The sequence below is a fragment of the Arthrobacter sp. HMWF013 genome, from assembly GCF_003061105.1.
GTDB lineage: Bacteria > Actinomycetota > Actinomycetes > Actinomycetales > Micrococcaceae > Arthrobacter.
Genome location: NZ_QAIQ01000588.1, coordinates 1 through 14,585 on the forward strand (window position 1 = coordinate 1; position 14,585 = coordinate 14,585).

The window sequence follows — 14,585 nt, forward strand, 5'->3', positions numbered from 1 at the left end:
ACACCCAGCCGCAGCCCGTAGTCCGACACGATGCCGCTGGCAAACGAGTGGTACGTGGACACTTTGGGTTCGAGAGCGTCTGTGCTGAGGAGCCCCTCGGGGAAGACGGCATGCCGGGTGTCCTGGGCGGCAATTCGCTGCAGTGAGGCCAGTTTGGACCGTATGCGTGTGGCCAGCTCACCGGCTGCCTTCCTGGTAAAGGTGACACCCAGGACTTCCTCAGGCCGCACCCAGCCGTTGGCGACGAGCCACACGACGCGGTCGGCCATGGTGGCGGTTTTGCCGGATCCGGCTCCCGCGATGACCAGCCGCGGGGCCAGCGGCGAGGAGATGATGGCGGACTGTTCGGGAGTGGGCGTGTTCTTTTCCCCGAGCAACCTGGAGAGCTCCTCGGGGCTGAACAGGGGCTCGGGGGTTTGGCGCCCCGGCGAGGTAATTCCGGGTTCCGGGGCACCGACAGCCGGGGCACCGACAGCCCGGGCGCCAGCTGCGGGCACCCCGGTGGCGGGGGCCTCGGCAAGGTGGGAGTGCGGACTCATTCTGTGACCTGCTTTCCGCGGACGCACAGGGGACAAACCTCCGGCAGCCTGCAGCCGTGGCCGCCGTGACCGCTCTTTGTTGGATCGTGCCGTGCCTCGAAACTGTTGCCAGCCATCACCGCGGCTGCCCCGGTAACCATGTCCAATGCCCAGTTCTCCTGCGGATCGAGGGGTTGCTGTTGTTGGATTCCGGGAGTCTTGGTGGCGGTCCCCAGCTGTGCCAGCACCGCCCCGCCCGGCACGGCACCTCCCGGTGCGGCCCCGGCCGAGGAGCCCCCGGAGGGCAGCCCGTCCGTGAAACCGCCGGCAAGGACTGCAGCCTGATAAGCCCCAAGCTGCGGATGTTTCGACAGCTCCGTTTTCCCTGGCTGGCGCTTGCCCGTCTTGAGGTCCACAATGACCAGCCTTCCCTCGGCATCGATCTCGAGCCTGTCAACCTGGCCTCGGAGGACGGCGGCACGTGGAACGGCTGCGGCGCCCTCACTGCCAGGTTCCTGGCCGCCGTCGGCAGTGTTCGGCGCATCAGTCCCGGCGCCCTGTGCGCCCACGGGCCGGCCCACAGCTACGTCGGGGAGCCGGACCTCAAAATCCTGTTCCACCCCCAGCAGGCTTCGGCCTTCGCTGCGCATGACCAGGACGTACTGGGCGAGCTTGCGCACCATGGTTTCGGCGCGCTGGAAGTCCAGTTTGCCCTCCCAGTTGTCCTTCATGCCCAACGTGGGCCACCGGCGCACAAGTTCTGCCACGTACTCGCCTCCGGAGGCATCCGGCATATCCTGCGCGATGGCGTGGACAAGCGTGCCCAGGCTGCGGGCGAAATCGGTGGCGGCCTCTCCCCCGGCGGCTTGGACGAACCAGTCAAGCGGGGACTTCTGGACTGATTCCACTTTCGAGGGTGAGACGTAGACGGTCCCTCCGGGGGGAACAACCGGATCTGACGAAGACAGTGGGGAGAGGCCCCACCAGCTGCCCGGGTGCGCGCCGGGGACGGGAGGTTCGGCGCACGCGAGCCGCGCGAGGATCCTGGCTGCCTCGGTGGCTTCGGGCTCGTATTTTCCGTCCAGTTGGGCGTACTGGCGAAGTTCTGCCACCAGCGCACGGAGGCTCATGGGCCGTTCCACGGCCGTGAAACCCCTGCCCTCGACTCCAGGTTCAAGTGGCGCGACGTAGTCCAGGAATGATGACGGCTGGTCATCCTCTGACGAGACGGCCGTGCAAATCAGGATCTCGCAGGCCCTGGAAACCGCCGTGGAAAAGCTCCGGAGTTCGTCGTAGCGGATTTCGCGCAGCCGGCTCAGGGGGTCGAGCTGCAGCGCGTAGCTGACGCCATGCTCAACTGCGTCGGCGTACAGGCTGCTGCCCAGAAGCTCACCACGGAGCCGTGTGTTGGGCCAGACGCCTTCCTGCAGCCCGGCGACGATGACTACGGGCCACTGCCGTCCGGCAGCGCTGGCAGGCGTCATCAGCTCAACCGCGTCATCCACCTGGGCCCGTGCAGCCAGTGTGTCCATGGGCAGCTCCTGGTTCAGGAGGTATTCGAGGAACTGCTCAGGGCCCGCGCCGGGCATCTGGTCCACGTACCGTTCGGCGGTGTGGAAGAGCGCCATCATGGCATCGAGGTCCCGGTCCGCCCGCGCGCCGTGGGATCCCCCGGACAACGCAGATTCCGTCCACGCCGTGGCCAGTCCGGTGGAGTGCCAGAGCGCCCAGAGCACCGACTCGGCATTAGCGCCTGGCTCGGCCACCGCTGCCCGTCCGGCCTGGATCATGCGGGCGGTACGACGGGCGGCGCGGCCCTCCATGCCCAGCGTCCCCAATGCCCCCGGCTCCAAAAGAGCCTCCACCAGCAATGCATCGCTGGTGCGCCCTCCGCCGCCCAGCAGCTCTTCCTGCCGGAGGGACTGCCGGAGCCTGCGAAGTTCAATGGATGTGGCGCCGCCGATCCGGGACGTGAGGAGCGCGACGGCGCTCTCGGGCGTCAGTTGCGCGGGATCCAGCGCAATGGCATAGGCATCCAGCAGCGGGCGGACGGCCACTTCGTCGCGGACAGCGGACTCAGCCACCGGGACCCGCACCGGAATTCCCTGGCCTGTCAGGTAACGCTGCAGCTCACTGAGCTGCCCGCCGTTGCGCACGATCACGGCGATCTCCCCGAGATCGCGGCCGTGGTTAACGTGCTGGTCCAGGATGCGCTGGGCAACGTAGCGCAGTTCGTGGACCGGCGAAGGGACCAGGTGGGCTTCCACAGTCCCCGCAGCCCCAGTGCGGGGTTCGACGGCGGCGACGGACCCGTGCGGTGCAGGGGCCTGATGTTGGGGCTGCTCGAGCCGCCGGGCCAGCCGGCCTCCGGCGCGCTGTGAGATCCGTCCTGCGACGCCGAGCCATGCCTCGGCGATGGCGGGTGCGTGCCGGTGGGTGTGCCAGAGCGGCCGTTCGAGGACGCTGCTTTCAGCGGAAAGGAGCTGCGGCAGGTCCGCGACGAGATCCGGCCTGGCCCCGCGGAAGCCCTGCACCACGGTGTCCGGAGAGAAGGCCACGTAGCAGTCCTTGCCCGCGGCTACATCAGCAAGGAGCTCAAAAACGGCCGGGTTGGCTTCCTGGATGTCGTCCACGAGTACCAACTGGAGGCGATCGCGCTCCGCCGCCAGGAATTCAGGGGCATCCTGGAAGATCTGCCGTGCTGTGGTGATGATCCCGGCGGGGTCGAAAGCCTCGGGCATCCGCAGGTCCAACACGTCCCGGTACTCGGCGTACAGTGCCGCAGCAGCAAGCCAGTCCGGCCGTCCGCAGGCACGGCCCAGCTCCGCCAGATCCTCTGCGGTCCGGCCCGATTCGATGATGCGGTCGAACAGTTGCCGCACCTCGTGGCGGAAGCCGCGGGTTTCCAGTGCCGCTTCCAGATCGGCGGGCCAGGGAAGTTCCAGGCCCGGCATGCGGTGGCCTTCCAGGAGTTCCCTGATGATGAGGTCCTGCTCCGGGCCGGAAAGAAGGCGCGGCTGCCGCGGAAGCGGAAGGATCCCTTCTGCCTTGGCCCGGCGGATCAGGTCAAACGCGTACGAGGCCCATGTCCGGGCCGGTGTGGTGCTCAGGCTTCTGTCCAGCCGGGCAGTGAACCGGTCGCGCAGCGAGTCGGCGGCGAGGCGTCCCGGAGCGAGGATCAGGATGCGTTCCGGATCCACTCCGTCCTTCAGGGCGCGGCGGACTGCAGCTTCGATCAGCACCGTGGATTTGCCGGTTCCCGGCGCGCCGGGAACCAGCACCGGACCCGAACCGTGCGGAACCTCGACAGCGGCCGCCTGGTCCGCCGACAACACCGGAACAGCGGCGTGGACCTGCCGGGGCGGAAGCAGGCGCAGGCCGGTCCCGCCGGGACGGCCGGCGCCGAAGTTCGGCTCAGAGTCGCCGTGGGAGCTGTCAAGGGGTTCGACATCGGGGATAGTTGCGGTCACACAGACATTCCATCATCAGCTACTGACAATCTGTGAAGCCGCCGCTCCAGTTGCTCCGCAATGGCATCAATCCGGTCAAAATCGTCCTCGCCCGGTGCCCAGCGGGCCGCCGTCAGGTCCACCCGCCACCGGCCCTCCCCGATATTGAGGTAGCCCACGTGATCACCCAGGAGAGGCGTCCCCTCCGCCAGATAGTGCCGGAGAGCCCTGGCCTCGTGACCCTCGGGGGCTTGGCCGTTGGATTTGAGAATCCGCCACCAGGGAACGTCGCTGCCGTAGTGACTCATCACACGCCCGATCTGGCGGGGGCCGCCGGACCCCAGGAGCTCGGCCACGTCCCCGTAGGCCACTGCGGTTCCCGAGGGAACCAGCTCCACAACCGCCAGCACCGCCTCGACGTACTCAATCCGCATGGATCCAGATTAGCCGCAGTGGCGTTCCCCGATCCTGTCGGTGCCCGCCGGTAGCGTGGAAGCATGACCACCTGGAACACCCTCCCCCGTGCAGCGTTCGACCTCGAAACCACCGGCCGGAATTCGCGTGCTGCGCGGATTGTCACGGCCTCGGTGACGGTGGTGGACCATAAGGGCGAGGTCATCAAGGAACACGAGTGGCTCGCTGACCCGGGTGTCGAAATCCCGGCCGAAGCCAGTGACGTCCACGGAGTCACCACCGAGCAGGCCAGGCGTGAGGGCCGGCCTGCCGGCGAGGTCACGGGCGAGCTCGCCACCGTCCTGCAGGAACTGTTCGACGCCGGTATTCCGGTTATCGCCTTCAATGCCAGCTACGACTTCACGGTCCTCGCCGCGGAGTCCGCCCGCCACGGTGTCCGGCAGCTGACCCGGTTCCCGGTTCTGGATCCTTACATCATGAACAAGCAGGTGGACAGATACCGGAAGGGCAAGCGCACCCTGACGGCACTGTGCGAGGAATACGGCATCTCCCTGGACAACGCCCACACGTCTGCGGCGGATGCCCTGGCCACGCTCCGGATGCTTGATGCCATGGCCATCAAATTCCCCAAACTCAAGATGCCTGCCAGCCAGCTTCACGAACTGCAGAAGGACTGGGCCGTCAGCCAGGCCGCGGACTTCCAGAATTACCTCCGAAAGACCAAGCCTGCAGCCGTGATCGAGGGCGAATGGCCGGTCCTGCCGCCGGAAGACGGCGGGCGCGGGGACTTCTAGCTGAGAGCTAACTCACCCTTAGGCCACAAAGTGAGAGCGGCACGACTAACTCCTTCAGATTCGGCTCCCTGTTAAATGTCGACTCATTTGGTGTTCAGTATCTGTTCAATAGTGCTCAATATTCGGAATTCGTTCGTCACAGCGACCATTACTTCGTGTGAAATGACAAAAACCGGGAAATGAGATGATTAAGTTCAGCGGTAATCCCGCCCGGCCGGCCTGCATTGTGGGAGCAAGGCTCCCTACGCCACACGCGAAGCCTTTTCGGCCCGGTTGAACTTAAGACTTAGATGAAAGTGACTTTCACATGAAGACTAAAGCCATGAAGTGGCTGGCCAGCGTGCCCGTCGCGGTTGCCCTGGCGCTCTCACTGGCCGCCTGCGGCTCAGGGACTGCACAGCCCACCGGCACACCCACCGACGCCCTCGCAGGCAGCGACCAGCAGACGCTGGACAAGTACACCACCGCCGACGTCACCCCGCTCGACCAGATCGACAAGACCAAGCTTGGCCTGAACACGGACGGCAAGCTCGAGGTGGGCACGCTCTCAGACGCACCGCCGAACATCTTCATTGACCCGTCGGGCAAGTTCACCGGCTACGACAACGAACTGCTGCGCGCCATCGCCGGCAAGCTTGGCCTTGAGGTCGAGTTCGTTGCCACGGATTTCTCCGCCCTGCTGTCCCAGGTACAGACCAAACAGTTCGACGTCGGATCCTCCTCGATCTCCACCACTGATGCCCGCCGTGCCAACGTGGGCTTCACCAACGGCTATGACTTCGGCTTTATGGCCGTTGTTGCCAAGACGGACAGCGACGTCAAGGGCTTCGCCGACCTCGACGCCAACGTCCGCATCGGTGTGGTTCAGGGCACCGTCCAGGACGACTACGTCACCAACACGCTGAAGCTTGAGCCGGTCCGCTTCCCGGACTACGCCACCGTTTACGCGAACGTCCGCAACGGCCAGATCGATGCCTGGGTAGCACCCTCGCAGCAGGCCAGCGGCCAGGTCAAGGACGGCGACGGCACTGTCATCGCCGAATCCGTGGTGAACACCCAGAACTTCACGGCCTACGCAGTGAACAAGGACAACAAGGCCCTTATCGACGCCCTGAACTCCGGCCTGGATGCCGTGATTGCTGACGGCACCTGGTCCAAGCTGACCAAGGAATGGTACCCGGACCGCGAGACCCCCGCCGACTGGAAGCCGGGCAGCAAGGCTGCCACGGTTCCCCAGAGCTGACCCGGGCCTCACCGCGTATGGATCTCCTGGAGCAGCTAGGTGATACGTTCCTCAACTGGGAGGAAATGGCGAAAGTCATTCCCTCCCTCCTCATGGTGGGCCTGCCGAACACCCTGATCCTGGCCGTGGCATCGGGCATCCTCGGTTCCCTCCTGGGGCTGGCACTGGCGCTGATGGGTATATCCCGGAATCCGGCGGCCCGCTGGGCCGCGAGGATCTACACCGACCTGTTCCGGGGCCTTCCGGCCATTCTGGTGATCCTGGTGATCGGCATCGGGCTGAGCCCCATCGCCAGGGAACTCACCGGCAGCCGCAACCCCTATCCGCTGGGCATCCTGGCGCTGACCCTGATTGCCGGTGCCTACATCGGTGAGATCTTCCGCTCCGGTATCCAGAGCGTGGAGAAGGGCCAACTGGAGGCCTCCCGGGCCTTGGGCTTCAGCTATGGCAACTCCATGCGCCTGGTGGTGGTGCCGCAGGGCATCCGCCGGGTTCTCCCCGCCCTGGTGAACCAGTTCATCTCGTTGCTGAAGGATTCCTCACTCGTCTTTATGCTGGGGCTGGCTTCTTCGGACCGGGAGATCTTCCGGATCGGAAACGATGCCATGGCCAACACAGGGAATCTTTCGCCCCTGGTTGCCGCAGGCCTGTTGTATCTGATCCTGACCGTTCCGCTGACCCACTTCGTGAACTTCATCGACAACCGGCTGCGGACTGGCCGGCCGGAGAAGAAGGAACCGGACGAGTTGGCTGCACCTATCGGCAAGGGGGCTCAGGCATGACGGAATTCACCTCCGGTACCCTGACCGGCAAGAACCTGCACCTTTCGTTCGGCCACAACCACGTACTGCGCGGCATTGACCTCCACGTTGAGAAGGGCACCACCGCTTCGGTCATCGGCCCTTCCGGCTCCGGTAAGTCAACGTTGCTGAGGGTGATGAACCGGCTGATCGAACCGGACCAGGGCGATATCCTGCTGGATGGCCGGTCCGTCCTGAAGGACAACCCGGACGAGCTGCGCCAGCGGATCGGCATGGTGTTCCAGCAATTCAACCTGTTCCCGCACAAGACCGTGTTGGATAACGTCTCGCTGGCCCTGCGCAAGCTCCGGAAACTGCCCAATGACCAGGCCCGCGCCGAAGCCCTTGAGCAGCTGGACCTGGTGGGTTTGAAGCACAAGGCTGACGCGCGTCCCGCCAACCTCTCGGGCGGCCAGCAGCAGCGCGTCGCTATTGCCCGCGCCCTGGCTATGAAGCCCGAGGTGATGTTCTTCGACGAAGCCACGTCGGCGCTGGACCCCGAGCTGGTCAAGGGCGTCCTGGCACTGATGGCTGACCTGGCCAAGGGCGGTATGACCATGGTGGTGGTGACCCACGAGATGGGCTTCTCGCGCAACGTCTCTGACACCGTGACGTTCATGGATGCCGGCGTCGTGGTGGAATCGGGTCCGCCCGAAAAGATCTTCAGCGCCCCTGAAACGGACCGGCTGAAGGGCTTCCTCTCCGACGTCCTCTAGCACCAACAGAAAATCCCCGCTTCCCGGACTGCTCCCCCTCGCAAGAGGCAGGGGAATTGTCCGGGCGGCGGGGATTTCCGGTTTAAGCGTCCGACGGCGGCGCTAGCCCTGCGCGGCTGCTGCAGCTTTCGCGGCGGCCGGCAAGGCGTCGAAGATCCGGTTCATGGCAGCGTCGTCATGGGCAGCGGAGAGGAACCACGCTTCGAAGACGGACGGCGGCAGATAAACGCCGGAGTCCAGCATCGAGTGGAAGAACGGCGCATACCGGAAGGTCTCCTGGGCCTGGGCGTCAGCATAGTTGTGGACACCGTTGGCTGACGTTCCGAAGGCCACCGAGAACAGGTTCCCGGCGAACTGGATGGAGTGGTCCACGCCGGCCTCATCCAGGGCGGCGGACACTGCCGAGGAGAGCTCCAGCGAGCGGACGTCCACAAACGAGTAAACATCGCGCGTGGCGTGGGTCAGGGTGGCGACGCCGGCGGCCATGGCCACGGGGTTACCGGACAGTGTCCCGGCCTGGTAGACGGGGCCCAGGGGCGCCAGGTAGTCCATGACGTCGGCACGCCCGGCGAGGGCCGCCGTCGGCATGCCGCCGCCGATGACCTTCCCGAAGGTGAGCAGGTCCGGCGTCCACGGCTCGGCCGCGTCCGGTGCGCCGCCGGTCAGGCCCCAGTATCCGGAGTAGCCGGTGCGGAACCCGGTCAGGACTTCATCCAGGATCAGCAGGGCGCCGTGCTCACGGGTGATGCGGGACAGCCCCAGGTTGAAGCCCTCCCCGGGCGTCACCACGCCCATGTTGGCGGGGGCCGCTTCGGTGATGACGGCCGCGATGTTGGGTCCATGAGCAGCAAATGCAGCCTCGACGGCGGCGAGGTCGTTGTAGGGCAGCACCAGTGTTTCGGCAGCTGTGGCTTCGGTGACGCCGGCCGAGCCGGGCAGTGCCAGGGTGGCGACACCGGATCCGGCGGCGGCAAGCAGCCCGTCCAGGTGGCCGTGGTAGCAGCCGGCGAACTTGATGATGAGGTTGCGGCCGGTGAAACCACGTGCCAGCCGGACAGCCGTCATGGTGGCCTCTGTGCCGGTGGACACCATCCGCACGCGCTCGGCGGCCGGCACGCGCTCCTGCACGATGGCGGCCAGGTTGGCCTCGTCCGGGGTGGATGCACCGAAGGACAGGCCCCGGTCAACGGCGGCGTGGACGGCTTCCAGGACTGCCGGGTGCGCGTGGCCCAGGAGTGCCGGGCCCCACGAGCAGACCAGGTCCACGTACTCGTTCCCGTCGGCGTCCGTCAGGTACGGTCCTTTGGCCGACACCATAAAGCGCGGGGTGCCGCCCACAGAGCCGAAAGCCCGGACGGGCGAGTTGACGCCACCGGGCATCAGGGTTTGGGCACGGGCGAAGAGGGCATCGGAACGAGTCATACCCCTATTCTCCCATCCCCCAAGGTGCCGCCGGAGCCCACGCCACGCGGGCTACGGCGGCCACCCTGACCGATAGCGTCAGCGGTCCGCGAGCTTGTCTGCGACGAGAGGCGCAACCTTGGAACCGAACAGTTCGATGGAGCGCATCATCCGGGCGTGGGGCAGGGTGCCGCTGCTGTACTTCATCTCGAAGCGGTCCGCGCCAAGGGTTTCCTTCAGCCTGACCACCTTGGCGGCCACTGTTTCGGGGGAACCGATGAACAGTGCGCCGTCCTCGTCGGCCGCGGCCTCGAACTCGCCCCGCCCGGCCGGACCCCAGCCGCGCTCCGCACCGATTTTGTTCCTCGTGGCCAGCCAATGCGGGTAGTACTCCTCAAGGGCCTGTTCGTCAGTCTCGGCCACATAGCCCGGTGAGTGGACGGACAGTGCCTGCGGTTCCTTGCCGGCCTCGGCCAGGGTGCGCCGGTACAGGTCGGCATAGGGGCGGAACCGTTCCGGCTCCCCGCCGATGATCGCCAGGACCATCGGGTAACCGTAGGACGCGGTCCGGACCACGGACTGCGGTGAGCCGCCCACGCCGATCCAGGTGGGAAGCAGGCGCCCTTCAACGTGCGGGTAGACCATCTGTCCGCGGAGGCTGGCCCGGGTCCGGCCATCCCAGTTCACCGGGTTCTGGGTCCGCACGCGGTCATAGATGTCCAGCTTCTCCTCGAACAGGACGTCGTAGTCGCCAAGGTCATAGCCGAACAGGGGGAAGGATTCCGTGAAGGAGCCCCTGCCCAGGATCACTTCAGCGCGGCCGTTGGAGAGAGCGTCCAGGGTGGCGAACCGCTGGAAAACGCGGACGGGATCGTCCGAACTCAGGACGGTCACGGCGCTGCCCAGCCGGATTTTTTCCGTGGCCGTGGCGATGGCCGCCAGCACCACCTCCGGCGCGCTGACGGCGAAGTCCTTGCGGTGGTGCTCCCCCACGCCGAAGGAATGAAGCCCGACGGCGTCAGCCATCTTGGCCTGCTCCAGCACCTGGCGGAGTACCTGGGCGTGGTGCTTGGGTGCGCCGTCTGCATCGAGGTCGACGTCACCGAACGTACTGACGCCCAGAAGGATGGTGTCCGCCGGGACGGGGGCGGTGGGGTTGCCTTTGATAATTGGGCTGGTCACGGGAAGCTCGCTATTTTCATGCATACGCATACAAACCACCGGCCATCCGGAAACATTCCCGCCCTGTCAGGAATGGGGTCAGGATTCCTTGAGCCAGCCTGCAAGCTCGGAGGCCCAGTACGTCAGCACGGTATCGGCACCTGCCCGCTTGATGCCGAGGACGGACTCCATGACGGCCCCGCGCCGGTCGATCCAGCCGTTGGCGGCGGCGGCCTCGATCATCGCGTATTCCCCGGAAATCTGATAGGCCGAGACGGGCACGGGGCTCATCGCGGCGACGTCCGCCAGGATGTCCAGGTAGCTCATGGCCGGCTTCACCATGACCATGTCGGCGCCTTCTTCAAGGTCCAGTTCCACCTCGAGGATGGCTTCGCGGCGGTTGGCGGCGTCCATCTGGTACGTGCGGCGGTCGCCCTTGAGCTGGGAGTCCACGGCTTCACGGAAGGGGCCGTAGAAGGCGGAGGCGTACTTCGCCGCGTAGGCGAGGATGACGGTGTTCTTGTGGCCGGATTCCTCCAGGGCCTGTCGGATGACGGCGATCTGGCCGTCCATCATGCCGGACGGGCCCAGGACGTGGGCGCCGGCGTCGGCCTGGGCGACGGCCATCTGGCCGTAGATTTCCAGGGTGGCGTCGTTGTCCACGTAGCCGTCGGCGTCAAGGACGCCGCAGTGGCCGTGGTCGGTGAATTCGTCGAGGCAGACGTCGCCCATGATGACCAGGTCATCGCCCACTTCGGCACGGACGTCGCGGATGGCTTTGTTGAGCACGCCGTCCGGGTCCAGTGACGCGGTGCCGCGGGCATCGCGCACGGCCGGAACACCGAAGAGCATGATGCCGCCGACTCCCAGCCGCACGGCCTCGGCCGCGGCGCGCTTGAGGGACTCGGTGGTGTGCTGCACCACGCCCGGCATGGAGGTGATGGGGACGGGCTCGCTGATGCCTTCACGGATGAACGCCGGAAGGATCAGGTCTGCCGGGGCCAGGCGGTACTCGGCGGTGAGCCGGCGCATGGCCGGATTGGTGCGGAGCCGGCGCGGGCGGTGGTTCGGAAAGCTCATCGGGTGGTCCCTTCGTTGGCGAATACGGAGCCCAGGGCGGCCACAATGCCGTCCGGGGTGGGTACTTTGGCGGTGGCGGCCACCGGGATGCCCAGCGCGGCAGCTTCAGCCGCCGTCGGACGCCCGATGGCGATGAAACGGCAACTTCCCAGCGGGAGCAGGGTCGCCGCGATGCGGCGGGCCGCACTGGGTGATGCGGCCACGACGGCGTCTATCGCCCCGCCGTCGAGCTCGCGCCTGGCCTGGGACGGACTGAGCTCCCGTGGAGCCTCATGGACGGCACCGCCGACGGCGGGCGCCGGCTCCGCCGCGAGGCGGAGTTCGGGCCGGGCCGGGAAATCCACGGTGTGGTACGCGACGACGGCCGTGACGGCGGCGCCTTTGGCGGCCAGGCCGTCACGCAGGGCTGTGGCTGCGATGTCTGCCTGTGGCAGGAGCACGCTCTCGGGAGCGGCGGTCCAGAGGTCCACCAGGCCCTCGGCGGACTGGATGTCCACCGGGGCCAGCGCCACCGGTATACCCACGGCTTCCAGTGTTTGCCGGGAGGAAGGCCCGATCGTGGCCACGCGGGTTCCGGCCGGCACCAGGGCCGCCGGTGTGGTTCCGCGCTCGGCGGCCTTTTCCACCAGCATGCGCACCGTGGTGATGCTGCTGACCACCAGCCAGTCGAAGGCCCCGGCCGCCAGGGCATCCAGGGCATCGTCCAATCCCGGCTGGTCCGCGGCCCGCTCGAAGTCGATGAGCGGCAGGACCAGCGGTTCGGCCCCCAGGCTGCCGAGCAACGAGGCGAGTGGCCGGGCGCGGTCGGCACTCCGGGTGATCAGGACGCGCCGGCCGTTCAGCACCCCCGCGGGGGCGTCAGGAAGCTGCAAGGTCCGCGATCTCCGCGGCGCCGGCGGCGAGCAGGAGCTCGGCGACCTCGATTCCAAGCAGCGTCGCGCCGATCTCGGTAAGACCGTCGGACGCCTTCTTCTCGCGCACTGTTTTGGTTCCGTCCACGGCGCACACCACTGCTTCGAGGTACAGCATGCTGCCCTTGCGGTAGGCGAAGGCGCCTACCGGTGCTGCGCAACCTGCCTCGAGGCGCGCCAGTACGGCGCGTTCGGCGGTGACGGCCAGCCGGGTGTCGTCGTCGTTGAGTGCTGCCAGGGCCTGGGCAAGGACGCCTTGGGAGCCTGTGGAATTGGCCCCGCCGGGAGCATCGGCCGTGCGGCACTCAATCGCCAGCGACCCCTGGCCGGGGGCCGGCAGCATGACATCGGTCTCAAGGAACTCGCTGACCGTGTCGAGCCGTCCGATCCGTTCCAGTCCTGCTGCCGCGAGCACCACGGCGTCCAGGTCGCCGGGTGCGTCCGGCGAGTTGCCGGGCAGTCCGGGCACCCGGCCAAGGCGGGTATCCACATTTCCGCGGATGTCCAGGACGTTCAGGTCCGGGCGGGTGGCTCGCAACTGGGCGGCGCGGCGCGGCGAGCCGGTGCCTACGGTTGCGCCGTGCGGCAGGTCGGCCAGCTTGAGGCCGTCGCGGGCGCACAGGACGTCACGGACATCCACCCGTTTGGGGGTGGCAGCGATGCTGAGGCCCAATGCCGCCCCCGTGGGGAGATCCTTCAGCGAGTGCACGGCAACATCGCAGGTTTCCTGCAGGAGCGCATCGCGCAGGGCTGCCACGAAAACTCCGGTGCCGCCCATTTGCGAGAGTGAACCGGTCTTGACGTCACCTTCGGTGGTGATACGGACCAGTTCAACGGGGAAGCCCCCGACGGCGGCGAGCTGGTCCGCGGTCTGCTGCGTCTGGGTCAGGGCAAGCTTGCTGGCCCTGGTTCCGATCCGTACCGTCACAGGGCGCCGCTTTCCGGCGCCGTGGCGGCCGCCGGGTACGCGTCATGTCCGGTGCCAACGGTGGTGTCAGCCCCTGCAATGGTGGGCTTCCCGCCGCGGAAGTTCGCGCAGCAGCCCGGCCGGCAGACGTCGTACCACGGGCCGAGTTTGGTCAGGGCGGGCCGGTCGCTGATGTTGTTGGCGAGGGTCCGTTCCGAGATGAGGTCCACCAGACCGTTCACGAACTTGCGGTGCGTGCCCGGCGTGGGAACGCGGCTGGCGGCCAGGCCAAGGTTGCGGCAGGTCTCCAGCGCTTCGGTGTCCAGGTCCCAGACAACTTCCATGTGGTCGCTGACAAAACCCAGCGGCACGATGACAATGCCCTTGACGCCCTGGCCGGCAAGCTCTTCAATGGCGTCATTGATGTCCGGTTCGAGCCACGGCACGTGCGGGGCGCCGGAGCGGGACTGGTAGACCAGTGACCAGGGTGCGGTCAGGCCTGATTCGGCCTCCACCCTTTCGATGACCTTGGCGCCGGTGGCCAGGTGCTGCGCAACATACGCGGACCCTTCCTCGAATTCGCGCGGCTCAGCCTCGGACCGGCCGGCTGCTTCGGCGTCCCGGGTGGGGATGGAGTGCGTGGCAAAAAGGATGTGCACCGGGGCGTCCGGGGTGCCGGCAGCGGCGAGTTGCTGCTGCACATCCGCCAGGCCCGCGGCCGTACCTTCGATAAACGGCTCCACGAAGCCCGGGTGGTCGAAGTACTGGCGGACCTTGTCCACCTCGAGTCGGCCGTCCAGGCCGCTCTCGGTCAACGCGACGCCGATGTCCTCGCGGTACTGGCGGCAGCTGGAGTAACAGGAGTAGGCACTGGTGGTGACCATCAGCAGCCGGCGGTGGCCGGCGTCGTACGCTTCCTGCAGGGTCTGCGGGATATAGGGGTCCCAGTTGCGGTTGCCCCAGAGCACGGGGAGTTCGATCCCGCGTGCGGCGAGCTCTGCTTCGAGGGCTGCCTTGAGCTGGCGGTTCTGCTCGTTGATGGGGCTGATGCCGCCGTTGGCGCGGTAGTGGTGTGATACCTCTTCGAGCCGCTCGTCGGGGATGCCGCGGCCCCGGGTGACGTTGCGCAGGAACGGGAGGACGTCGTCCTGGCCTTCCGGGCCGCCGAAGGAGGCGAGCAGGACGGCGTCG

The 14,585-nt window shown here is 66.9% G+C and carries 13 protein-coding genes; 4 read left to right on the plus strand and 9 right to left on the minus strand.

Features of this window, described 5'->3' with window-relative positions; genetic code table 11:
* The 3 genes from DBR22_RS19885 to DBR22_RS19895 form a co-directional block, all read right to left on the minus strand.
* Positions 1 to 539, minus strand: a 539-nt coding sequence (locus DBR22_RS19885) for a UvrD-helicase domain-containing protein (protein ID WP_146187592.1), incomplete at its 3' end; no start/stop codon positions are given.
* Positions 536 to 3,895: an ATP-dependent helicase gene (locus DBR22_RS19890; RefSeq protein ID WP_108600429.1), complete on the minus strand. Its 3,360-nt coding sequence runs from the start codon at positions 3,893 to 3,895 to the stop codon at positions 536 to 538. The genes DBR22_RS19885 and DBR22_RS19890, both read right to left, overlap by 4 nt.
* Before the next feature lie 89 nt (positions 3,896 to 3,984).
* Positions 3,985 to 4,401, minus strand: a complete 417-nt coding sequence (locus tag DBR22_RS19895) for an MGMT family protein (protein WP_108600419.1) — start codon at positions 4,399 to 4,401, stop codon at positions 3,985 to 3,987.
* Between the two features lie 63 nt (positions 4,402 to 4,464).
* On the opposite strand from DBR22_RS19895, the gene DBR22_RS19900 reads away from it, so the two are divergent.
* From DBR22_RS19900 to DBR22_RS19915, 4 genes are all read left to right on the plus strand, one after another.
* On the plus strand, positions 4,465 to 5,175 hold the full coding sequence (locus tag DBR22_RS19900; RefSeq protein WP_108600420.1) for a 3'-5' exonuclease: 711 nt from the start codon (positions 4,465 to 4,467) through the stop codon (positions 5,173 to 5,175).
* A 307-nt stretch (positions 5,176 to 5,482) separates the two neighbouring features.
* Complete coding sequence (locus DBR22_RS19905) at positions 5,483 to 6,418, plus strand: ABC transporter substrate-binding protein (protein WP_108600421.1); 936 nt, start codon at positions 5,483 to 5,485, stop codon at positions 6,416 to 6,418.
* A 17-nt stretch (positions 6,419 to 6,435) separates the two neighbouring features.
* Positions 6,436 to 7,200 (plus strand): amino acid ABC transporter permease, encoded by a 765-nt coding sequence (locus DBR22_RS19910; protein ID WP_108600422.1) that lies wholly within the window; start codon positions 6,436 to 6,438, stop codon positions 7,198 to 7,200.
* Positions 7,197 to 7,934, plus strand: a complete 738-nt coding sequence (locus DBR22_RS19915; protein WP_108600423.1) for an amino acid ABC transporter ATP-binding protein — start codon at positions 7,197 to 7,199, stop codon at positions 7,932 to 7,934. The genes DBR22_RS19910 and DBR22_RS19915 overlap by 4 nt, the downstream gene beginning before the upstream one ends.
* 102 nt (positions 7,935 to 8,036) lie before the next feature.
* Here the strand turns inward: DBR22_RS19915 and hemL are convergent, their stop codons facing one another.
* From hemL to DBR22_RS19945, 6 genes are all read right to left on the minus strand, one after another.
* Complete coding sequence (hemL, locus tag DBR22_RS19920; protein WP_108600424.1) at positions 8,037 to 9,356, minus strand: glutamate-1-semialdehyde 2,1-aminomutase; 1,320 nt, start codon at positions 9,354 to 9,356, stop codon at positions 8,037 to 8,039.
* 78 nt (positions 9,357 to 9,434) lie between these two features.
* Positions 9,435 to 10,541, minus strand: coding sequence for an LLM class flavin-dependent oxidoreductase (locus DBR22_RS19925; RefSeq protein ID WP_108600425.1), 1,107 nt, complete (start codon positions 10,539 to 10,541; stop codon positions 9,435 to 9,437).
* Positions 10,542 to 10,595: 54 nt separating this feature from the next.
* Positions 10,596 to 11,576: a porphobilinogen synthase gene (gene hemB / locus DBR22_RS19930; RefSeq protein WP_108600426.1), complete on the minus strand. Its 981-nt coding sequence runs from the start codon at positions 11,574 to 11,576 to the stop codon at positions 10,596 to 10,598.
* Entirely contained in the window at positions 11,573 to 12,448 is an 876-nt protein-coding gene (locus DBR22_RS19935; protein WP_258229333.1) for a uroporphyrinogen-III synthase, read from the minus strand. Before DBR22_RS19935 ends, hemB begins: the two co-directional genes overlap by 4 nt.
* Positions 12,435 to 13,415, minus strand: coding sequence for a hydroxymethylbilane synthase (gene hemC, locus DBR22_RS19940; RefSeq protein WP_108600427.1), 981 nt, complete (start codon positions 13,413 to 13,415; stop codon positions 12,435 to 12,437). The genes DBR22_RS19935 and hemC overlap by 14 nt, the downstream gene beginning before the upstream one ends.
* A partial coding sequence (locus DBR22_RS19945; protein ID WP_108600428.1) for a ferrochelatase occupies positions 13,412 to 14,585 on the minus strand: 1,174 nt, incomplete at its 5' end. The genes DBR22_RS19945 and hemC, both read right to left, overlap by 4 nt.

Excerpts from the sequence above, each read along its gene's own strand:
- DBR22_RS19910 (WP_108600422.1), top strand. The coding sequence starts at position 6,436 with ATGGATCTCCTGGAGCAGCTAGGTGATACGTTCCTCAACTGGGAGGAA.
- DBR22_RS19905 (WP_108600421.1), top strand. The coding sequence starts at position 5,483 with ATGAAGACTAAAGCCATGAAGTGGCTGGCCAGCGTGCCCGTCGCGGTT.
- hemL (WP_108600424.1), bottom strand. The coding sequence starts at position 9,356 with ATGACTCGTTCCGATGCCCTCTTCGCCCGTGCCCAAACCCTGATGCCC.
- DBR22_RS19915 (WP_108600423.1), top strand. The coding sequence starts at position 7,197 with ATGACGGAATTCACCTCCGGTACCCTGACCGGCAAGAACCTGCACCTT.
- DBR22_RS19900 (WP_108600420.1), top strand. The coding sequence starts at position 4,465 with ATGACCACCTGGAACACCCTCCCCCGTGCAGCGTTCGACCTCGAAACC.
- DBR22_RS19895 (WP_108600419.1), bottom strand. The coding sequence starts at position 4,401 with ATGCGGATTGAGTACGTCGAGGCGGTGCTGGCGGTTGTGGAGCTGGTT.
- DBR22_RS19925 (WP_108600425.1), bottom strand. The coding sequence starts at position 10,541 with ATGCATGAAAATAGCGAGCTTCCCGTGACCAGCCCAATTATCAAAGGC.
- hemB (WP_108600426.1), bottom strand. The coding sequence starts at position 11,576 with ATGAGCTTTCCGAACCACCGCCCGCGCCGGCTCCGCACCAATCCGGCC.